The organism is Wolbachia endosymbiont (group B) of Aricia artaxerxes, assembly GCF_964026975.1.
Taxonomy (GTDB): domain Bacteria; phylum Pseudomonadota; class Alphaproteobacteria; order Rickettsiales; family Anaplasmataceae; genus Wolbachia.
In genome coordinates this window covers 1661332-1682192 of sequence record NZ_OZ034718.1, presented here as the reverse complement: position 1 = coordinate 1682192, position 20861 = coordinate 1661332, and the positions used below count along the sequence as shown (strand labels likewise).

General features: G+C 33.8%; 18 protein-coding genes and 4 pseudogenes. 12 read left to right on the top strand and 10 right to left on the bottom strand.

Annotation, left to right across the window (positions count from 1 at the left end; translation table 11 throughout):
- The first annotated feature begins 403 nt into the window (after positions 1 to 403).
- Positions 404 to 1222: a transporter associated domain-containing protein gene (locus tag AAGE00_RS07920; protein WP_007302250.1), complete on the top strand. Its 819-nt coding sequence runs from the start codon at positions 404 to 406 to the stop codon at positions 1220 to 1222.
- 198 nt (positions 1223 to 1420) lie between these two features.
- On the opposite strand, the pseudogene AAGE00_RS07915 reads toward AAGE00_RS07920, so the two are convergent.
- The 5 genes and pseudogenes from AAGE00_RS07915 to AAGE00_RS07895 form a co-directional block, all read right to left on the bottom strand.
- Positions 1421 to 1732 (bottom strand): annotated as a pseudogene (locus AAGE00_RS07915) (transposase); the annotation flags it as partial.
- A 20-nt stretch (positions 1733 to 1752) separates the two neighbouring features.
- Positions 1753 to 2609: pseudogene (locus tag AAGE00_RS07910) on the bottom strand (IS630 family transposase).
- A 76-nt stretch (positions 2610 to 2685) separates the two neighbouring features.
- Positions 2686 to 3569: pseudogene (locus tag AAGE00_RS07905) on the bottom strand (IS256 family transposase); the annotation flags it as partial.
- A gap of 244 nt (positions 3570 to 3813) precedes the next feature.
- The gene (mlaD, locus tag AAGE00_RS07900) at positions 3814 to 4269 is read right to left on the bottom strand and encodes an outer membrane lipid asymmetry maintenance protein MlaD (protein ID WP_007302404.1); all 456 of its coding nucleotides are present in this window, start codon (positions 4267 to 4269) and stop codon (positions 3814 to 3816) included.
- 2 nt (positions 4270 to 4271) lie between these two features.
- Complete coding sequence (locus AAGE00_RS07895; protein ID WP_007302403.1) at positions 4272 to 4577, bottom strand: NADH-ubiquinone oxidoreductase subunit NDUFA12 family protein; 306 nt, start codon at positions 4575 to 4577, stop codon at positions 4272 to 4274.
- Positions 4578 to 4641: 64 nt separating this feature from the next.
- Here AAGE00_RS07895 and AAGE00_RS07890 point away from each other — a divergent pair, with 64 nt between their 5' ends.
- The gene (locus AAGE00_RS07890) at positions 4642 to 6090 is read left to right on the top strand and encodes a proton-conducting transporter membrane subunit (protein ID WP_026097249.1); all 1449 of its coding nucleotides are present in this window, start codon (positions 4642 to 4644) and stop codon (positions 6088 to 6090) included.
- Positions 6091 to 6135: 45 nt separating this feature from the next.
- Positions 6136 to 7239 (top strand): rod shape-determining protein RodA, encoded by a 1104-nt coding sequence (rodA, locus tag AAGE00_RS07885; RefSeq protein WP_213863856.1) that lies wholly within the window; start codon positions 6136 to 6138, stop codon positions 7237 to 7239.
- 48 nt (positions 7240 to 7287) lie between these two features.
- Here rodA and AAGE00_RS07880 read toward each other — a convergent pair whose 3' ends face one another.
- The 3 genes from AAGE00_RS07880 to terL all read right to left on the bottom strand — a co-directional run bounded on the left by AAGE00_RS07880 (position 7288) and on the right by terL (position 11168).
- A complete protein-coding gene (locus tag AAGE00_RS07880; protein WP_007302400.1) occupies positions 7288 to 8529 on the bottom strand; it encodes an IscS subfamily cysteine desulfurase in 1242 nt (413 codons plus the stop codon).
- A gap of 171 nt (positions 8530 to 8700) precedes the next feature.
- Positions 8701 to 9615, bottom strand: a complete 915-nt coding sequence (locus tag AAGE00_RS07875; protein WP_213863855.1) for an ankyrin repeat domain-containing protein — start codon at positions 9613 to 9615, stop codon at positions 8701 to 8703.
- Positions 9616 to 9734: 119 nt separating this feature from the next.
- Positions 9735 to 11168, bottom strand: coding sequence for a phage terminase large subunit (terL, locus tag AAGE00_RS07870; RefSeq protein ID WP_213863854.1), 1434 nt, complete (start codon positions 11166 to 11168; stop codon positions 9735 to 9737).
- 507 nt (positions 11169 to 11675) lie between these two features.
- On the opposite strand from terL, the gene AAGE00_RS07865 reads away from it, so the two are divergent.
- The 8 genes from AAGE00_RS07865 to AAGE00_RS07830 all read left to right on the top strand — a co-directional run bounded on the left by AAGE00_RS07865 (position 11676) and on the right by AAGE00_RS07830 (position 18371).
- Positions 11676 to 13349, top strand: a complete 1674-nt coding sequence (locus AAGE00_RS07865) for a recombinase family protein (protein WP_341815255.1) — start codon at positions 11676 to 11678, stop codon at positions 13347 to 13349.
- Positions 13297 to 13785 (top strand): group II intron maturase-specific domain-containing protein, encoded by a 489-nt coding sequence (locus AAGE00_RS07860; RefSeq protein WP_341815254.1) that lies wholly within the window; start codon positions 13297 to 13299, stop codon positions 13783 to 13785. The genes AAGE00_RS07865 and AAGE00_RS07860 overlap by 53 nt, the downstream gene beginning before the upstream one ends.
- Positions 13782 to 13943, top strand: coding sequence for a hypothetical protein (locus AAGE00_RS07855; RefSeq protein ID WP_012481963.1), 162 nt, complete (start codon positions 13782 to 13784; stop codon positions 13941 to 13943). The genes AAGE00_RS07860 and AAGE00_RS07855 overlap by 4 nt, the downstream gene beginning before the upstream one ends.
- 18 nt (positions 13944 to 13961) lie before the next feature.
- Positions 13962 to 14597: a DnaA ATPase domain-containing protein gene (locus AAGE00_RS07850; protein WP_007302365.1), complete on the top strand. Its 636-nt coding sequence runs from the start codon at positions 13962 to 13964 to the stop codon at positions 14595 to 14597.
- Positions 14598 to 14968: 371 nt separating this feature from the next.
- Positions 14969 to 15955, top strand: a complete 987-nt coding sequence (locus AAGE00_RS07845; RefSeq protein WP_007302367.1) for a site-specific tyrosine recombinase — start codon at positions 14969 to 14971, stop codon at positions 15953 to 15955.
- Positions 15956 to 16011: 56 nt separating this feature from the next.
- Positions 16012 to 16737 (top strand): lysophospholipid acyltransferase family protein, encoded by a 726-nt coding sequence (locus AAGE00_RS07840; RefSeq protein WP_012481964.1) that lies wholly within the window; start codon positions 16012 to 16014, stop codon positions 16735 to 16737.
- 43 nt (positions 16738 to 16780) lie between these two features.
- Positions 16781 to 17050, top strand: a complete 270-nt coding sequence (gene rpsT / locus AAGE00_RS07835) for a 30S ribosomal protein S20 (protein WP_007302369.1) — start codon at positions 16781 to 16783, stop codon at positions 17048 to 17050.
- 79 nt (positions 17051 to 17129) lie between these two features.
- Positions 17130 to 18371 (top strand): citrate synthase, encoded by a 1242-nt coding sequence (locus AAGE00_RS07830; protein ID WP_007302370.1) that lies wholly within the window; start codon positions 17130 to 17132, stop codon positions 18369 to 18371.
- Between the two features lie 44 nt (positions 18372 to 18415).
- Here AAGE00_RS07830 and AAGE00_RS07825 read toward each other — a convergent pair whose 3' ends face one another.
- Both AAGE00_RS07825 and AAGE00_RS07820 read right to left on the bottom strand, forming a co-directional pair.
- Positions 18416 to 19858, bottom strand: coding sequence for a hypothetical protein (locus AAGE00_RS07825; RefSeq protein ID WP_213863842.1), 1443 nt, complete (start codon positions 19856 to 19858; stop codon positions 18416 to 18418).
- A 29-nt stretch (positions 19859 to 19887) separates the two neighbouring features.
- Positions 19888 to 20070, bottom strand: coding sequence for a hypothetical protein (locus tag AAGE00_RS07820; protein WP_213863843.1), 183 nt, complete (start codon positions 20068 to 20070; stop codon positions 19888 to 19890).
- Positions 20071 to 20429: 359 nt separating this feature from the next.
- Here AAGE00_RS07820 and AAGE00_RS07815 point away from each other — a divergent pair.
- Positions 20430 to 20715: pseudogene (locus tag AAGE00_RS07815) on the top strand (GIY-YIG nuclease family protein).
- Positions 20716 to 20861 lie beyond the last annotated feature (146 nt).

The following is a 20861-nucleotide window of genomic DNA, read 5'->3' as shown; positions in this document are numbered from 1 at the left end:
ATCTATTTTATCTACTTTTTTCTATACTAAAGTATAGTAGTAATAATAGTTCTATCAATAAATTGTTATTAACTTAAAATTCAGTAAAAATTATTGTTACTTAACTTGTGGATAAATATGTTAATAACTTCTATATACTATTGATTTTGCCTTGTAATTTATGTGTATAAGTAAGATATTTATAATGTTAGTAATTTTCTTTTACGGAAAATACTTTACTATCATGTATTGTTACACAATTATGTATATGTCGTTGAGAAAGTTGTTGATCAATTGTTAGTATTTTATATTAACAAATAATTCACAAATTAATTTGACATTATTCACATGCTTATTAAACATTTAATAACAGTTTTCTTGATAGACCTTATCTAAAGATATTTTCACCATTAAAGGGAATAAATTGAATAAGAAAAGAACTTTAGTAGAAAAAATAGCATACAAAATTTTTTTCTTTCTCTTCAACAAAACTTCTGTGTTAAAAAAATGTGCGACTGAGGCATTAATGGGTGATCTGTCAGGTCTTGACATACTTAATAGTCTATTAAAATTCCGTGATTGTAGTATCATGGATATAATGACTCCACGTAAGGAGATATGTGCAATAGACATTGAATCGAGCAAGGATGAGGTAATAAAGAAGGTGAAAAACACTTACCATGCTAAGATACCAACTTATAAGAATAACTTTGACAACGTAATAGGCTTTTTTTACGTAAAAGATATCATTTTCAATAAGAATAAAGATTTTAATCTGAGAAATATTATACAAAATGTAATATTTGTCCCAGCCTCAATGAAAGCAACAAATCTTTTTGTTAGAATGAAATCTTCCAAGTCATATTTAGCTATTGTACTGGATGAATATGGCGGAACTGATGGTTTAATTTCGATAAATGATCTTATAGAAGAATTGATACCAAATATTGATAACGAGAATGAGGTAAATTCAGAACACACCATTACTGAATTATCTCAAAATAAGTTTGAAATATCGGCAAGGGCCCTTATAAAGGATATAGAGGAAAATCTAAAAATAGAGTTGTGTGACTCTGAAGAGCATTATGCCACACTTAGTGGTTTGGTTCTTTCAATTGCTGGTAAGGTACCTTCTGTAGATGAAGTTATAAGATATAAAAATGGTATAAAATTTATCATCAAGGATGCAAATGAACGATACATTAACAAAATAATACTAGACTTAAGTGATTACAAAAATTAAATTCAATATTTTTTAGTGAAAGGTACTTTATCTTGGAAGTAGGAGACATAGTAGCCAGGTATGCAATTTAAACAATTTCTTAATATACAAAAGTTTGTAGTTCTATACGTTACTGTTTGATAATTAAGGTGGGAATAGTTTTTTTGGTATAAAGTTATAAAAATTAGTTGTTTAAATATTTTTAGCGATCTGTAACTTTCAAAAAGGGAGTGTTAAATAAACTGTGTCAAGCCGCATTTTTAATTCAACCCTACAAGAAAAAAAGATATCAAGTTGAGACATAGTCAAAGCCCAATCATGTATAGGCATAGCCCATTTTTCTCCTAACTTTTTTATAGCACAATATACCTGTTCATAGAAGGCATTTGTGCTAGTAAATGAGCCCTTAGTTTTAGTAAATTTTCTGATCTGTCTATGTAACCCTTCAATAGGATTTGTGGTATAAATTAATTTTCTTACAGGGCCGGAATATTTAAAATAACTAGACAGATTTTCCCAATTATTTTCCCAAAACTAAAGTATAGCTGTTCTCATAATAGTGGAAACAAATGAAGAAAAGCAGAATCGACAGCTTGACGAAAAGATTTAAAAAGAGGAATGTTTTTCCTGGCTCTGTTTTTTATAGCAAACCAATGATGCTCAATTTTATTGAAATCTGGAGAATATGGAGGCAGATACAGAATGTCTGCACCAACCCTTTTGGCAAATTCGACAATCTTTTTAGACTTATGAAAAGTTGCATTATCTAAAATCACTGTTTGTCCAGGCTATAAAGTTGGTGCCAGAAATTGCTCGAACCAGCCATTAAAAACCTCTGTATCACAATAGCCTTCAAACGTCATAGGTGCAACGATTTTTCCCTTATTTAAAGATGCAATCATGCTAACTCTCTGAGTTTTCTTGCCTGATTTTAGTGCATGAAACCTCTCTCCCTTTCTGCAATATCCGTATGGGTAATCTTCTGTATTGTCTATACCAGATTCATCAATATATACCAAATTTTTAGGGGACTCTGCCGATATGACTTTCAGAAATTCAGCTCGTTTTTCTTCGTTTCTTTCTTCATATCCATAAATCTTTTTTTGCGTGTAAATCCAAATTTTTTTAGAGCTCTATGAATCGTTTGACGACTTATATTGCCCCAGAGTTTGGCCACCTCTGATTGTGTTTTACCGCCGTGCTTTTTTATAAATTCTACAAACGCATTCCAATCGGTGATTTTATGATTATAGCCTCTATTTTCCAGTTTCTTCGATTCCTGTTTCTTTCCGCCTTTTCTCCCATTTGTACAATGTCACTCTACCGATTTTGAACCTCTTTGCTACTGCTGTTTTACTCTCTCCTTCATGGCTTTTTTCCCTAAGTCATAACTGTATGCTGCTGGCACTTTTACCTTCTTATTACCCTAAGTCTCTATTTTATCCTGTTTCCACTATTATGAGAAGAGCTATATATTTTTCTCACCATTTTTCCTCTAGCTCAAGCAAATAATTTTCGGCAGTTTCTCTACTTGCAGCACGGTATATTTTTTTCAAATCATTCATGAAAATTTTCACATCTTTGCTCGATGCATATTTCAGTGAATTTCTTATCTGATGTACAATACATAGTTGTATTTCTGCTTTAGGAAATACACTGTTTATTGCTGTAGGAAAGCTTTTAGCCCATCTACACATACAATCAGGATATCTTCTACTCCTTTCTCTTTTAAGTCATTTAACATCCCTAGCCAAAAGTTAGCTCCCTCACTTTCTGCTATATAAAAACCTAAAACTTCTTTCCTTTCATTCTGCTAATATATTCTACATGTATTTACTTACGCAATGCCTGTCTTCTTTGACCTTAAAAAACATAAACACTATTGGATACACTGATTGCAGTGGACGACTACGCCACTCATTGATTACAGGCAATAATTTATCAGTAATACTTGATATCTCTGCTACAGATATTTTATATCTTTTCTACATGCGACGCTATATCTCTATATACCATGCCACTGGCATATACTTAAAACCTTTGCTTCAAGTTCGGTTGTTTGCCTTTTTCTGACTACTTGTGGCTCAAAGCTTCCTTCCCTATCCCTTGGTGTCAATAACTCAAATGAACCTACACTTGTCCGTAAAGTCTTTGAATTTCTTCAATTTCTTCGGTTATTTTCTTCGCTTTTAGCCGACAAGTGATTTTTTATTTCACCTTCCAGACTCGATTCCAGTAGCCTTTTTACAAACGGTGTTAATGCACCATCTCTTTCCGTCAATGGTCTTCCTTCTCGTATAGACGATAAGATATTTGTTTCTAATTCTTTATAGTCTACCAAACCGGTAGTTCTGTTTGCTTGACTCATTGTCAAACCTCCATTTTTTGTTTCTATTTTATTATTACTTCTCGGTTTGATACAGTTTATTTAACACTTCCCTAAGTACGTAAAAAAAACACTCCTATACTGAAAGTACAAGCATTTGTTGAGATTATTAGGAATGTAAAACCTAGCAGAAATCTTGATAATTCAAACGCTGAACAACTTCAAGCTATTGATAGAAAAATCCCTTAATTGTACATAGGCCAAGTTGGCTTATGTGTTCTTATTCTCACTTTGTAAACATGCCAATAATTTTATCCACTATTCCACCCATATTTGCTTCAGCTTGAGTATGCGCTATTTTACCACCGTGTGAAATTAATTTAGGATCTGCACCAGGTAATATATTAACAAATTTACTACCAACAACTCCACTACTAGCGATTAGAGCTGAGCTATCAATTGGCAACTTTATGTCTCTGCTTATGCACATATCGATTCGTGCTATGTAGGTAGCTTTGTCAAGTGATACACCAGTTATGCTTCCGATTTCTACACCAGAGATCTTGACACTATCACCAACCCCTACACCGTTAGCATCAGTAAAAAGGCCATGTATTTTATAGCAATCCTTATAATTTCTCTTTATGTAAGATAGCTTATTAATAGCGAAGAAGACAAGAAAAATAGTGAAAATTAATACAAATGATCCAGCAATTATTTCAAGTATATTTGACCTTCGCATCTTTAATTATTAGGATTCCAGCTTTCATAGTAGTTTTTCACCTTTTGATTTGGGTAGTATGCACCTTTCGTACCTGTTAAATTAGGAGTTTTTCTTTTGTTATTATTAACTGGTACTTCATTATTAGTATAATGCAGCCATATATGCCATTCTGGAGGAATTGTTGTGGGCTCAGAAACATTACCATATATTACCCATCTTTTCCCTTTACTTGACTCATAGTAAGAATTTACGTTTTCATCCCTACCTATAAGTTTACCTTTTCTCCTTAATAAGTTTGTTACTGCATTATAAATTTTAGATAACATAAAGGTATTAAAACAAAAAGTATTATATATACTAATACTTTAACGATGTATTAACAACAGTTTAATGCAATTACCAATTCTACAAGTTATTATACCAATAATTGCATCGATGTTCTGCTTTCTTACCAGGAAACATAAGGTGTCCTGGTTTATCTCTTTTTTTACAACGGCAGCTACTTTCTTTATTTCATTAATGTTGCTAGTGAAAACATACAATGGTGAAATTATAACTTATTATCTTGGAGATTGGGCTCCTCCATACGGAATAGAGTTGAGAATCGACATATTGAACTCCTTGATTCTAACTTTGGTGAATTTTATAGCGCTGATTAGTGTGCTTTATAGCTTTCATATTAATGAAAAAGAGATTAGCAAAAACAAAATCATTGGTTTTTATTCTCTATTTTTACTGTGCTTGAGTGGATTACTTGGAATTTTAGTAACAAACGATATATTCAACCTTTATGTCTTTTTAGAAATTTCATCTCTTTCTTCTTATGTTTTAGTTTCAATGGGAAGGGATAAGAAAGCTTTAGTTGCAGCATTTGAATACCTCATTAGTGGTACTGTAGGAGCAACATTTTACTTGTTTGGCATCGGCCTTTTATACTCTATGACCGGAACGCTCAACATGTCTGACATGGCTGAAAGAATAGTACCATTATACGATAATAACATCATAAGACTTGGTACATTATTCATTTTTGTTGGTCTCTCAATCAAAATGGCACTGTTTCCACTCAGCAGATGGCTGGTTAACGCATATAGTGAAGCACCTAGCTTCATTAGCATATTTTTTTCAGGTACAGTAACCAAAGTGATGATATATGTTTTTATTAGAATCTTTTACACTGTTTTTCAGCAAAATTTTTTCTTACCACTAAGCAACGTGATGATCATCCTTGCGCTTTGTGCTGTTGTATTTGGATCAATATCTGCAATGATCGAAAAAGATATAAAAAGACTGTTTGCTCACTCCAGTATCAGTCAGATTGGCTATATAATTTTAATGCTGGGTTTAAATTCAAAAGCAGGTTTGTTTTCAGCAGTTCTTCACATAGTAAATCATAGCATGATAAAAACGTCTTTATTCATGACTGCAGGGTGTATTTCTTATAAGTTTGGTATGACAAAAATAGAAAATTTATCAGGACTAAAAAAGTCAATGCCCTATACAACACTTGCATTTACTCTACTTAGTTTCGCATTAATCGGTGTACCTTTGACAAATGGCTTTGTAAGTAAGTGGTATATGATGAAAGCAATTATCGAATCTCATGCATGGATTTCCCTTGCAGTTTTTGCTGCTGGCTCTTTTCTTGCACTAATATATATGTGGAGAATGGTTGAGAAAATATATTTTGAAAACAGTACAGCATCAAACGCTGGAATGACACTTAATGAGGTACCATTGCTTATGCTCTTTTGTCTATTATTTATGGCAATTTTAACGGTAATAACTGGGATATATAGTAGTCCAATTCGGTTGGTAATTAATAAATTTGCTTTTTGATTTTCTTATGTTTTATTGTATCTCAAAGTCTGTAAAGTTTTTGCTGTGGATAAGCTGAAGAAGATTCACTTATTATTAGTCATTAACGTAATAGCTCTGTTTTGCGTTGGCATTGTTGTGCAATATTCTTCTGCTGGAGGAAAGTGGGCTCCATTTGCAATTCACCAATTGGTCATATTCTCTTTCTTCTTTTTGCTTGCTATAGCTATGTCATTTATAGAGCTAGATTTTTATTTGAAGCACGCTTATTTTTTTTACATAGTAGCAGTAATTGCGCTGTTAGCAGTAAATTTTTTTGGCTCGCATATAATGGGTGCAACAAGATGGATAAGAATTGGGTCAATTAGTTTACAACCATCAGAATTTGTAAAAGTGGGCTTAATACTTGCACTTGCTCGTTATTTTAATAAACAAAGTGTGTATAAAATGATGAAATTTCAAAGTTTATTTAAGCCACTTATAATTATTTTCTTACCTGTATTCCTTGTATTGAAGCAACCTAATTTAGGAACAGCTGTAATAATATTGTTTATAGGAGCATCAATTATATTCACAGCAATAATGGAAAGACCTCATTTAATAATTTTTGGAGCGCTTGGCATTTTCGCAATACCAGCTATTTGGCCTTTTTTGCGCCCTTATCACAAGCAAAGGATATTATCATTTTTGGATTCATCAGTAGATCCACTTGGAATAGGTTATAATGCACAGCAATCTCAAATAGCTATTGGTTCAGGAGGTTTATTTGGTAAGGGATTTGTTAATGGGAGTCAAACTCAACTTGGATTTTTGCCAGAGAAACGCACAGATTTTGCTTTTGCGGTACTGAGTGAGGAATGGGGTTTTTTAGGCAGCATAACTTTGATTTTACTCTATACCACATTCCTCGCTATAATATTCTCTATCGCTTACAGGTCAAAAAATTATTTTTCTAAGTTAATATCTATCGGGGTTTTCGCCTTTTTTGGTGCTCATTTCTTTATAAACATTGGAATGACAATAGGCCTTTTACCTATAATAGGTGACCCACTTCCATTTCTATCCTATGGCGGAAGCACAACTGCTGCGAGCTTAATATGTATAGGATTGCTACTTAGTTCCGTGGCATCTACAAAGAACTTAAAGCTAAGTTTCCGATTTCACCCATAGAAAGAGCTTAGACAACCATCACTCTGCTAATGGTTAACGTCTTATTCTTCAATGAGAATCCCATTTTACGGTGCTTAAATCTATTCCCTCTTGTACCATTTCCAAAAGTGGGCTCATTTCTCTTAGCCGTCCAACATTTTTAGTAACAAGATCTGCTGCATATAGAACTTCATCTTTAGTTGTAAATCGGCCAAGGCCAAATCTAATTGATGAATGCTCAAGATCGTGGCCATTGTTTAGTGATCTTATGACATAAGAAGGTTCAAGAGATGCAGATGTGCATGCAGAACCAGAGCTTACTGCTAAATCCTTGATTGCCATGATAAGAGACTCACCCTCAACATAAGGAAAACTTAAGTTAAGGTTACCTGGAATCCTATTTTCGTAGTCACCATTTAAAACAACATCAGGAAATGCCTCTTTTATTTTGTTGTACAAAATATCTCTCAACTCTTCTAATTTGCTTGCTTCTATTTCCATTTCTTCTTTAGCGATACGTGCCGCTTCACCAAAACCAACTGCAAGGGGAGTAGGAACTGTTCCAGAGCGCATGCCTCTCTCCTGTCCACCACCACTAATTAGTGGCGTCAACCTAACACGAGGATTTTTTCTACGGACATATAATGCACCTATTCCCATAGGTCCATAAATTTTATGGCTAGAAAGGCTCATAAGATCAATGTTCATTTCATTTACGTCTATTGGAACTTTTCCAAAGCTTTGAGCAGCGTCTGTATGAAAAAATATATTATGCTTTCTACACATTGCACCAATTTCTTTGACAGGTTGCATTACTCCGATCTCATTATTTGCCATCATCACTGAAATCAGAATTGTTTTATCAGTGATTGCCTCCTCAAGTTTCAACAAATCTATAATTCCGTTTTGCTTAACGGACAAATATGTAACTTTAAAGCCTTCATTTTCCAGATGTCGACAAGAATCTAAAACGCACTTATGCTCCGTGCAGACAGTTATTATATGATTTCCCTTATTCTTATAAAAATGAGCAACACCTTTGATAGCCATGTTATTTGATTCGGTTGCACCCGAGGTAAAGACGATTTCTTTGCTGTCTGCATTCACTAAATCAGCAATGTGCTTCCTTGCTTTTTCTACTGCTTCCTCAGCTGTCCAACCAAATGAATGACTACGAGAGTGTGCATTACTAAACTCACCAAAATAAGGTATCATCACCTCCAAAACACGAGGATCTACTTTAGTAGTAGATTGATAATCGAGAAATATTGGTAATTTTATTTTAGCATTGCGTATTTTTTCCATATTCATAGTCAGGTTTCAGCATAGAAGTTACAATATTTAGTAGCACTAAAGCTTAATTTTTTCAAGATATAATCTTGCCTAAACGAAAGTTGTCAGCGCTCTCTCCTACGTTATTCCAGTGTCCCTGTAATGTCATTTTCTATGATCAGTAGTTTATGCAGCTAGGTCGAATACGTGCTAGGTAACCCTACTAGTGCTAGCAGCTTCTTGACGCCCATCCATTAAGACTGCTACTCCATCAACTTTAGTACTGGGCTTTAACATCATATATGTAGCACCACCAACTGCTAGTGCTACTGCTATAACTGCAACCACTGCTATAGCTATAGGTATTGCAATTGTTTCAGTTGCAAAAAGTACCGCTGCTATAGCAGTGCCTAATAATGCAGTTTTTACAGCGGTAGCAATCCCTTTATTAAATGCTTTCACAAAAGAACGTCCTCCTGCCTTTAATAGAACTTCTACGTTTTGACCCTTGGCATAATCTAAAGGGGTCATTCCATGTGTATTTACTGCATTAACATTTGCTCCTTTTTCGAGTAAAACATCTACTGTCTCTTTGTGACAATAAGAAACAGCATAATGTAAAGGAGTTCCATACAAATGTTGCGCATCAACATTTGCTCCTGCTTGGAGTAAAACCTCTACTATCTCTTTGTGATCTTTATGAACAGCATTGTGTAATGGGGTAAACCCATGTTCATTCCTTTCATCAATTTTAATTCCTTCGATCTTTAATAGAGCTTCTACTGTTCCTATATGGCCATGTTTAGCTGCTAAATTTAATACAGGAGTCCAACCTTTTCCACTCTTATCGCTAATGTTTGATCCTGATGATATTAGAGCATCCAACACATTTGCATAGCCTGCCTCAGCAGCTATCCTTGATAACGTAAACTTTAAATATTTAGGATGATCTGAGGTAAATTCATGATTTATATCGAATTTCTCATCAATCCACTCTTTATGTAAATCTTGATCCTGCCTCTCTAGTTCTTCTTGTATTTTCTCAATTATGTTATCTTTATTAAAATCTTGCTTATCGTTAATTACATTCAATACTTTTTTCAGTGTTTCATATCCTTTTGCCATAACTTTACCTTTAAACTAGAGTAAAACATCTAACTATCATATATTATACTAGAAAAGCAATATTTATTTTAAATGAGCTTATAATCGAAATTGTGGGTAGCAAATTATTGCCTCTTGAATCACAATGTTCGTATAGCTGCAACCCTGAAGCTACTATCTCTCATCCACTGAAGGTATTGCACAGTGCTGTCTACTTGATCGTCGTGGCGGGTTTCTGGGAACATTAAAATTTCATACTCAAAATCGCTGAGCCATATTGCTTGATGCGGCAGAAAAACCTTGCCGGATTCTATTATCGGAACAATCTGGTGGAATCGAGCGATTTTACTGTTATGCGGCACTATCTCAATAACAGGTATTGTCTTTAGCTCTTGAATCAATTGTTGACCGCTTGTTTTTGCTTCGATTAAAATTGCGTGTGGCTTCCACCTTGCAGCTAGTGATAGAACTTGTTCTTTAAGTTTTGGATACTCAAGCTTCGCACGGTATACATCGAGTAAATAAAACTTATTATTCACCTTTGTCCAGGTGGTGCAGACACTAAAGCCGCTAGAATCGTTTGTTGAAACTGCAGTATCCCAGCTCTGAGTTATATGTGAGAGATTGTCAGGAAAATTTCTATAGCGTTTCAACCATTCTTGCTTAATTATACCACTTGAAAGCGGCAGAGGATTTTGTTGATATTGAGCAGCAAAAGCGTAACTCCCAAGTTCAGCCTTTATCATTTCAATTTCTCCTACATCTAGGGGATATAGCAGCTGACCTTCCTTTTTTAAGTATAAAATCCTTGAAGATGTAGCGCCTGTTGAGCTTTTGCACTCATTTGTAGTTACTTGAATAATAGGAACAGGAGAAGGGAGAATGGATCTTTTGATTGAATAGATAATTTCCTTATTTTCAGAAATCATTGGCAAACAAACATGATGCCATATATTTTTCGGCTTGGAGAGAAGATGCCCAGTCAAATCCTCTTGATGTAGTCTGTGCATTACAACAACGATAACTCCTTTTTTCCTGTCATTAAGCCTGGTTATTAGAGTCTGATCGAACCAGTTTGTGGCACGTTTTCTAAACGTCTCGCTCAAAGCTTGAGAGGAACTCAGTGGATCATCCACGACGATAAAATCTCCACCTTCACCAGTCAGTGTTCCACCAACAGATGTTGCAATCCTACATCCTCTCTGCACTGTTTGAAATTTATATTTAGTGTTCTGGTCTTTGCATAGTTCTACCTCTGGAAATAGCACTCTATACCAACTAGACTGCATCACGCACCTGGTGTCAAGCGAATGCTTTTCGCTAAGCCGCTGAGAATAGCTTGCAACTATTATTCTTGCGGTTGGCTGATTACCAAGTATCCATGCGGGCCATGCAACACTCACGCACATAGACTTCATCGAGCGCGGAGGCATATTGAATATTATTCGCTTCACTTCACCAACACTTGCTGCTTCAAGCCTGTCTGCTATGATTTTTATATACTGATAATTGTTATACTCACATCCCGGCATCACCGTTTGAAAGCATAGTTCGATAAATTTTAAAAAGTTCATGTTAGTCTCCTATAGTGTTAGTGGAATTTACTTTATGGTGGTGTCAGCCTCTTTGGTGTCATATCAGCGTCCTTTTTCTTGTCATCCAAGTAGCCCTTTCCTTGTCATTCCAGTGCTTGACACTGGTTCACCTTATGATGGTGTTATTCAAGTAGCCTCTATCCAAGTGCCCCTTTGGTGTCATCCGAGTAGCTGACACTGGTTTCTTTACACTACCGACAATGTTGCAAAAAACATAAAAATAAAACTAGAGAAAACCATTTCTCGAAAACTTCTGTGTCCAGAACCAAGAGTCCGATTTACTTATAGCGCTAATAATCAATTAACCATCGGCTTTAAGGAATGATATGAACATATTATTTCAAGGAAAAGTCATGAGAAACAAGAGATTAGCTATCCAAATTAGCTGTAGCTATGAACCTAATCGGTTAGCAGAACAATGCTTATCAGATGCTTATGAAAAGGTAGTGTCAAAGGAAATAAGTCAAAAAAACTTAAAACATAAAAATGGGATTCAAGGAGGGTCAAATGGTAACAGTATGTTTATATGCGAGAGTTTCTTCGGGGAAACAAGTAGAAGGAAATACGATAGAAAGTCAAATTGCAGCTTTAGAGAAGCAAATTAATCTGGACGGATACAGATTGTTAAGTGAGTATAAATTTATTGATAACGGCTACAGTGGATCTCATTTAGTCCGCCCTGATTTAGAAAAATTACGTGATAAAGTAACAGAAGGTAAAATTGATAAGATTTACATTCATTCTCCTGATCGTTTATCTAGAAAATATGCATATCAAATGGTGCTGATTGAAGAATTTGAAAAAGCAGGAGCAAAAGTGGTTTTTTTAAATTATGAGATTAACGGTAACCCAGAATCTCAATTACTGTTACAAATGCAAGGTATGATAGCAGAATATGAACGTGCGAAAATTATGGAACGAAGTCGTCGTGGTAAAATCTATGCAGCTAACAAAGGCTATGTAAATGTAATGGGAGGAGCTCCTTATGGTTATCGTTATATAGATAAGCATATGGGAGGAGGACAAGCTTTATTTGAGATTAACGAAAAAGAAGCTGATGTCGTTCGTAAAGTATTTTTGTGGATAGGCAGAGAAAGAACAAGTATTGGGGAAGTATGTCGTCGGCTAAATACTATGTCCATTAAGACACAAAAAGGAAAAGAACGCTGGAATAAAGGTACAATTTGGAGTATGTTGAAAAACCCTGCTTACAAAGGACAAGCAGCTTTTGGTAGAAGAAGGTTAGGAGTAAGATTAAAGCAAGTAAGACCACAGAAAGGCTCTTGTGAGCAGCCAAAAAGTAACCACTCTGTCTATCCTGTTGAAAAAGCAAATTGGATTTATATTAAAGTGCCAAATATAGTAGATGAAGATATATTTGATATTGTTCAAGAACAATTAGCTGAAAATAGAAAAGTAGCAAGGACAAGAAAAAGAGGAGCAAAGTACTTACTACAAGGTTTAGTCATATGTAAGCGTTGTAATTACGGATGTTACGGAACTTGCATGAGAAGTAGACGAGAAGAAGAAGGTGGTCATTATGCATATTACCGTTGTAGTGGTAAAGATTCTTACCGTTTTGGTGGTAATAAGATTTGTGACAATAAACCCATTCGCTCAGATGCATTAGAAACAGCTGTGTGGGAAGAGGTTAAGCAGTTATTGAAAAATCCAAACAGGATTTTAGAAGAATACAAGCGTAGGCTTTCAGAACTAAAAAAATCATCATTGGATCAAAAAAGTGACCTGCTAGAGAAACAAGAAAATAAATTAAAACGTGGTATTGCTAGACTTATCGATAGTTATGCTCAAGAATATATCAATCAAGAGGAATTTGAACCACGAATTAAAGCAATGAAACAAAGCTTAAAAACAATTAAAGAAGAGAAGAAAAAGATATTTTATCAAAAGGAATTAGAACAGGAGGTAACTCTGGTTGTGGCCAATTTAGAAGACTTTTCTTCCAATATTACGTTAAACCTTGATAACGCAGACTGGTTAACTAAACGTGATATTATCAGAACATTGGTCAAGAGAATTGAAATTAACCTTGAGGACGTAAATGTGGTATTTCGCGTAAAAGAGCTACCGAACTCTTCTGGACATAATGGAAAGGAAAATAAAAATTTGCAACATTGTCGTAGGTGTAATAGTAATTAAGTCACTTAACTCTCTACTGAGAGGATGGGGAAATTACTATCACCATGTGTGTGCTAAAAAAGCGTTTAGAAAAATCGACAATGAAATTTGGCATAGTTTATGGAAATGGGCAAAGAAAAGACATCCTCGTAAAGGATTACGTTGGATAAAGAATCGTTACTTCAAAGTAATGGGTCAACGCCAATGGGTTTTTGCTGCACCCATATGCAAGAACAAACCAAAAGAGATACGGTATTTAAGACTGCTTAAGCTGATTGATATACCTATCAGACGACATGTTAAAATCAGAGCGGATGCAAATCCCCTTGACTTAAAATGGAAAAAGTATTTTGATGAGAGAGTGAAACGAACAAGAATGTTAGCAAGCTCCTTTTCAAGAGAAGGTTCTCTACTGTTGGTGTCACCATTAAGAATGATGTTTCCTGAGGAATCATGAAGGACAAGCCGGTTCTAGAAAAGAAGAACTTAGATAAGGGGCTCAAGCGTAGTGTGGGGAAACCTGCATGCTGCGTTTCTAAGGGAGGGGGTAGTAGTAATACTGCTTCCTTACCTGACCAAGTAAATTTTTATGCAAAAATTATTATCAAAAAGTAGTAATGTAAGAGGCTTTACGTGCAATTAAATTTATTTAACAATAATCAAGTTGATTATTGTTGGCAAAATTATATCACCTTAGATGAAAATAAGCACGTATATAACTCAATAGTTAATGATTTATCTTGGAAATGCCTGATTCTTTTTGGACCTAACAGCTCTGGGAAAACTCACCTTGCTCATATCTGGCAATCAAAAAACGATGCTATTTTCATTGATGTAAATAATTTTGTAAGCGAAATGAGGTACAGCGATGCGTTTATTTTAGAAGATGTACAAAACATTAAAGATGAGGAAATGTTGTTACATTGTTATAATTACATGAAAGAAAATGATAAGAGACTGCTAATTACTTCTTCGATTTTACCGAAAAAGCTTAACTTCAAACTAAAAGATTTAAGCTCGCGAATATTATCAACTATCAGCGTAAAAATTTTACCTGCAAGCGAAGAATTATTAAGAATTATGCTAATAAAACAATTTTCAGATAAACAGTTAAAAATTGATCTAAAGGTAATTGATTATATTCTAGCAAGAATAGAACGTTCTTTCCACAGCATTAATAAAGTTATAGAAAAAATAGATAATGAATCTATAGGATCAAATGTAACCATTCCTTTTATTAACACTTTATTAAAAAAAAGTGCAAATTGATTCCTTTTTTTGTAAGGTATTTATTACATATATTAAAAATTTATTAATACCCATACAATAATGAAGTTGAAATCACTATTTCTTTATGTTAAAATTATAATAAATACTATGATATAATAAGAATAAACAGACATAGCTAAGGGAAATTTTATACGATAGTAAAACTTACTTTACAGGATGTTTTTTATAGACTCAATGTGATAATTGAAATATGGTAAAAATAAGATCAAATTTAAAAAAAAGGTTAAAACAAAGGTTTGTAGTACTTACTTTATTGATAAATGCTTTGTTTATCTCATATTTTCTTATAAAAAACACAAAAAATACTTTCAATCAAATTATAGTCAAAGAAATAAATATAGGAGCTGATAATGAAAAATAAACAACCACAAAATAAAAAAGAGAATCTTTACATCACGTATTACATAGATGCTTTGGTTTCTGAAAAATCCTCTACACAAAATACTTTGGAAAGTTATCGTTCAGATTTACACCAACTTGAAAAATTTTTATTAGAAGGAGGCACTACCTTAGTTGGTGCAAGTAAAGCTAATATTAAAGATTATGTAAACTTTTTACGTACACAAAAGAAATATAAAACTAGTTCTATATCAAGAAAAATATCTGCTATCAAAAATTTCTATAAGTGCCTATTTAATGATGGAATAATAGATTTTAATCCAGCACCGGCTAATGATAATGAATTAAGAAATCCAAAGGTTTCCCGTCCTTTGCCTAAGTATTTAAGTGTTCAAGAAATATTTTTGCTCATGGAAACAGTAAAAAAATCAGCAAGCGGATCGAATAAAGAGATAAGCAGTAAAAGGCTATGTGCAATTTTAGATATTCTTTACTCTTCCGGGATGCGTGTTTCTGAACTAATTAATATGAAGTTATGTGAAGTATTACATTTAGTAAACGGTAATGGTAAAGAAGGCTATATAATAATAAAGGGAAAAAGTAGCAGAGAAAGGCAAATCCTTTTTAATGAGCAAGCATTGCAAAGTCTTAAAAATTATTTATCAATTCGTGACAATCTGCTTCCTAACAACAAAAAATCTGATTGGCTATTCCCAGGTGATAAACCTAATAAACCCATTACAAGGCAAAGAGTTGGTCAATTAATAAAGGAATTAGCAAGAAAGTGCGATATTGATGAAAATAAAATCTCTCCACATGTGATTAGGCATTCTCTTGCTACCCATCTACTGAATAGCGGAGCAAATATTGTGCTGATACAAAAAATTCTTGGCCATACTAATCTTTCTACAACACAAATATATACTCATATTGCTAATGAAAAGTTAAAGGACAAATTAGCTGATTCTCATCCTATTACTCAGATGATCAATAATTAAACTTATTGCTTTTAGTTTTGTAGTAAAGTTAAATTCAAATAAGTTTACGTGTGTTTGTGATTGCAAGTTTATTGTTTAATTTACTCCTTATATTATGGGAAGTATTCTATACTTTAATTACTCTCCCTGTAATTTTCTTTCCTGAGTGTGTAATAACCATTTTCCTTGTTTGCTCGGTGAGAGTTGTATTATTCATGTTGCGTTTATTATGTGGCATTAAATATGAAGTGAGGGGAATGGAAAACATTCCTAAGCAACCTTTTATAATTGCATCTAAACACCAATCTCCATTTGAAACATTTATTTTTATACTACTCTTTAGAAAAGCAGTTTTTATTTTAAAACGTGAATTGAAATGGATTCCATTCATTGGTTTACATCTTATAGCGCTGAAAATGATTTTTATTAACCGTTCAGATGGTATCAGTTCTATACGCCATATAATTAAACTAGCAAAAATGCATATAAAAGAAAATAGAAGCATAATAATATTTCCTGAAGGCACAAGAACGACTATAAACCAAAATATAAAATATCAATCGGGTATTGCTGCTTTATATAGCGTATTATCTGTTCCTGTGTTACCGATTGCTTTAAACACTGGTTTGTTTTGGCCAAAAAGCATACTTTCTCTGAGAAAGAATCCCGGAAAGGCGGTAATAGAAATATTACCTCCCATATATCCTGGGTTAAACAAAAATGAATTCTTGCAAAGTTTAGAAAAAATCATTGAAGAAAGAAGTAGTAGATTAATTGCAGAAAAAACTGATATTGCAAATTAACAAAAAAACTTTATAATTAAAAGAAAAGTACAGGTATTAATATATGGCAAATCATAAGAGTGCTAAAAAAATGATGAAGGTAATAGCAAAGCGTACTTTAGTAAATAAGATGCGAAAAAGCAAAACTCGTACTGCTATTAGAAGATTAGTTGATATAATCAAGTCTGGTGACAAAGAGAATGTTGTCTTGGCATTTCGGAATGCTGAATCCAATTTACACAAATGTGTAAATAAAGGTGTCATTCATAGGAATACTGCTGCACGTAAAATAAGTCGCTTAAATGCAAAAGTAAAAGCATTGATGACCGCTTAATACGGTTAATGTAAAGTTAACTGTATTAATATATACTTTTCAGTTTGTATATTCTGTATAAAATTAAGTAGCTCAAGTGATGGATAAAAAAGCATTATTGGAACTAAGTAATGGGTCAAAAATTGATCTGCCCGTATTAAGTGGAACAGTAGGTCCTGACGTGTTAAATATTAAGGATTTATATAAGACGACAGGATTATTCACTTATGATCCGGGGTTTGTTTCCACAGCTTCATGCTCTTCCACAATTACATTCATTGATGGAGATGAAGGAGTTCTTAAGTATAGGGGACATGATATAGCTGATTTGGCAGAGAATAATAGTTTTACTGCTGTGATTTATTTATTGCTCTATGGTGAACTACCCAGTTCAGAGCAACACAAAAAATTTCTTCTCAAAATACAAGAATCATCCAAAGTATCAGAGCAAGTTACAAATGTAATCAAAGCATTTCCAAAAACTGCTCACCCTATGTCGATTTTAGTTGCATGTTTTGCAAATTTGTCAGCATCTTACCATGAAACACATGGCAACAATGTCAATGGTGAAGATTTAGATTTTGGAATTTCTGCAATAGCACAAGTTCCTGCAATTGTTGCAATGATTTATAGACATATCAACAATCAGGAATTCACAAATGCTAATAATAAATTAAGTTATAGTGAGAATTTCTTAAATATGATATTTGGCAGTGCTGTTAATAATACCCTTTTTGTAAAAGCTCTGGATAAAATATTTACTCTCCATGCTGATCATGAACAGAATGCTTCTACAGCAGCTGTCAGATTGGTAGGGTCAGCTGGTTCTAATCTATTTGCAAGCCTGTCTGCAGGAGTTGCTACACTTTGGGGTCCAGCACACGGTGGAGCTAATGAGGCAGTTATAAATATGCTAAAAGAGATAGAGCAAAGTGGAGATGTAGATAGATTCATTGAGAAAGCTAAAGATGATAAAGATCCATTTAAGCTAATGGGATTTGGACATCGTGTTTATAAAAACTATGATCCGCGCGCGCTTATATTAAAGGATGCTTGTCATGAGATTTTAAGCAAACTAGAGCAAAACAATGAATTACTTGAAATTGCAAAAAAACTTGAAGAAATAGCTTTAAAGGATGAGTATTTTATTACACGTAAGTTGTATCCAAATGTTGATTTTTATTCAGGTATAATAATGAATGCTATCGGTATCCCTTCAAGTATGTTTACACCCATTTTTGCACTTGCAAGAACCACTGGTTGGGTTGCCCAGTGGTATGAAATGGTAAACGATAAAGAAACCAAGATTTGTAGGCCAAGGCAGCTCTACCTTGGCAAATAAACTTTCATTCACAATTCATCTTTGAATAGCCTAATTTCCTTTAGCTATAAAATACAACAAATTGATTTTTTATTAGTTGATGTCTGCTTTTTTGCAGAACATTGGTCAGGCTGTGATATAGAAGGTTGGTTAAATGTTGTTTTGGGCTTATTAAAAGAAGATCGTGCTGAAGAAGGGCCAAAGCCACTATCTTTAGCCGAAGCATCATCCCCACCTTTACCTTCACCATAGTAGTCAGGCCTAAGGAATTTGCTTGTGTTTCCATTATGTGATTTACCTATAACTGAATTCTTAGGTGAATCACCAAAATCACTATCTGCACTTGTATCTGCACTTGGTCCATCCGTCCCTACTTTTTCAGGAGGGACAAGAATTTGTGGTTTCATAGCTGGCACACGCGCAGGATCAATGGACAGTTTATAATCCTCATTGATTACAGAGCTCTCCATGATCTTATCCATCACACAGTAAGCAATGTCTGGGTTAGCAAAATCTATTCCGTACAATCCTTTACTATCACTATTCAATAGAGACTTCTGCGAAGTATAAGCTTCAACATTATTTAATACATCCATACCAAACATATTATTAACGTGATTCACTTCTTCTCTTGTTAAATATCTATTACCATTACTACCACTTATAATAGGAATTAAAACTGAATCTTCATCACCCCCTAAGTAAGAATTACGCACCATAAAATCAACTTGTATGTTTGCTTTACGAAACAAATCAACCACTGCAAATTTCATCATGTCATTAACTCCAATCTCGCCTTGTGGAGTATCAAAACAACGACCTGTCAAGTGTGCTTCATGCTTTACTATGTCTTTGATGAATTTAAGATCATCAAAAACGCCTTTCTTTAGATATACATAATTCCCCTTCTCTTCTAAAAAATCCTTAAATCTTTTAGGACTATTTTCATAACTTTCCATTCTCGATGAGAATGATTTTACAAAAGATTTTTTTAATTCTTGATCATCAAAGCCCTTACAGTATAAATAAGATTTTCTTTCAAAACCCACATCGTATACATTTTCATTCACATAATCTGGACCTTTAGGATGATCGTCTATAATACGTGCTATTGTAAATCGTATAAGTTCATTAGCTAGCAAATATTTTAGATTACAAACTACCTCTTTTTCAATTGGCACTGAAAACCTATGTCTGCTATTATCTGTAGTCCATTTTCCTTGATTAAAGTTAAAAGGAAAAGAGTCTGTATAAAAAAGATCATTGGCAGCCTTTTCGACAAAAACTTTTTCATCCTCATCTTCATTATCTCCACAAAACTTTCCTACTATACTCTCTCTCATATTTTTCAAGTAGTCTTTGCGCTGACCAATATTCATATCTTTATCAAATGAGAGAACAACATGATCTTTTTCTATAGTGAGATTAGTAATAGCAGTATTATCAGAAAGAAGAACACTATTAAACGCTTTTACTAATTCTCGATTTATTTTACTTTTATTAGGCATAACGCCACCTCTCTAATTAATTAACATAATTACTTACCACTCCTACTGGTGCCCTGACCACTAGATTGATTTTTCTTTCTTTCCTCTTCACGTCTAATCATGTCTCTAAAATCATCTATTTTCTTTGGATCTATTTTGCTCAGATCAACCCTTCCTCCTCCTGGAGCAGTATTATCAAATACTCTTTTGCCTGAACCATTGTTACCATGCATATCAACCTCTAAACTAAATTATTATGTAATGAGTATATTAAGAATCAATTATTAGCACAAGCAGTTTTTTAACATAAATTTTATTCACCATTTTTATACTCCTGGATTCCAGACTGGGATGACAAGAGAGGAGGTAATGGAATAACACCTTTCCTTATTGACTTAAGTCGCAACTGTACAAACATTGCAATATGGCACATCGTTGGCACTGCCTCCCATTCAAGACGGTGTCATTCCAATACTTTCTCTCTTGTCATTCAAGTAGCCTCTTTAGTATCAAAGAATAGCCTCTTTAGTGTCATCAAGTAGCTCCTTTAATGTCATTCCAGTCTGGAATTCGGTAAATTTATTTATTATATATGAAAAGTTATTATATTTATATACTTGCAAGTGAACGCAATGGGACTCTATATATAGGTATAACATCAAATTTGACTAAACGAATTTGGGAACACAAAAGCAAAGCCATCTCTGGTTTCACGTCAAAGTACAATGTTTGTAAACTAGTCTATTTTGAAAGACATAAATTTAGCAATTAGTAGAGAAAAACTCCTAAAAAGTTGGCAGAGAAAATGGAAAATAAACTTAATTGAAAAAACAAATCAAGAATGGAAAGATTTATATGATGAAATTGTATCTGGATGACAGTGTCTGAGTACACAACTTTACGAACATTGTAATATGGCGCATCGTTGGCACTGGCTTCCATTCAAGACGGTGTCATTCCAGTCTGGAATCTAGAAGAAAAATGGATCCTAAACTGGAATGACAGCTCTTTTAACTAAGTTCCT

What these genes read in the sequence shown, in the direction of transcription:
- mlaD (WP_007302404.1), bottom strand. Translation starts at nt 4,269, where the DNA reads ATGCGAAGGTCAAATATACTTGAAATAATTGCTGGATCATTTGTATTA.
- AAGE00_RS07895 (WP_007302403.1), bottom strand. Translation starts at nt 4,577, where the DNA reads ATGTTATCTAAAATTTATAATGCAGTAACAAACTTATTAAGGAGAAAA.
- AAGE00_RS07890 (WP_026097249.1), top strand. Translation starts at nt 4,642, where the DNA reads ATGCAATTACCAATTCTACAAGTTATTATACCAATAATTGCATCGATG.
- AAGE00_RS07880 (WP_007302400.1), bottom strand. Translation starts at nt 8,529, where the DNA reads ATGAATATGGAAAAAATACGCAATGCTAAAATAAAATTACCAATATTT.
- AAGE00_RS07875 (WP_213863855.1), bottom strand. Translation starts at nt 9,615, where the DNA reads ATGGCAAAAGGATATGAAACACTGAAAAAAGTATTGAATGTAATTAAC.
- terL (WP_213863854.1), bottom strand. Translation starts at nt 11,168, where the DNA reads ATGAACTTTTTAAAATTTATCGAACTATGCTTTCAAACGGTGATGCCG.
- AAGE00_RS07865 (WP_341815255.1), top strand. Translation starts at nt 11,676, where the DNA reads ATGGGATTCAAGGAGGGTCAAATGGTAACAGTATGTTTATATGCGAGA.
- AAGE00_RS07860 (WP_341815254.1), top strand. Translation starts at nt 13,297, where the DNA reads ATGGAAAGGAAAATAAAAATTTGCAACATTGTCGTAGGTGTAATAGTA.
- AAGE00_RS07855 (WP_012481963.1), top strand. Translation starts at nt 13,782, where the DNA reads ATGAAGGACAAGCCGGTTCTAGAAAAGAAGAACTTAGATAAGGGGCTC.
- AAGE00_RS07845 (WP_007302367.1), top strand. Translation starts at nt 14,969, where the DNA reads ATGAAAAATAAACAACCACAAAATAAAAAAGAGAATCTTTACATCACG.
- rpsT (WP_007302369.1), top strand. Translation starts at nt 16,781, where the DNA reads ATGGCAAATCATAAGAGTGCTAAAAAAATGATGAAGGTAATAGCAAAG.
- AAGE00_RS07830 (WP_007302370.1), top strand. Translation starts at nt 17,130, where the DNA reads ATGGATAAAAAAGCATTATTGGAACTAAGTAATGGGTCAAAAATTGAT.
- AAGE00_RS07825 (WP_213863842.1), bottom strand. Translation starts at nt 19,858, where the DNA reads ATGCCTAATAAAAGTAAAATAAATCGAGAATTAGTAAAAGCGTTTAAT.
- AAGE00_RS07820 (WP_213863843.1), bottom strand. Translation starts at nt 20,070, where the DNA reads ATGCATGGTAACAATGGTTCAGGCAAAAGAGTATTTGATAATACTGCT.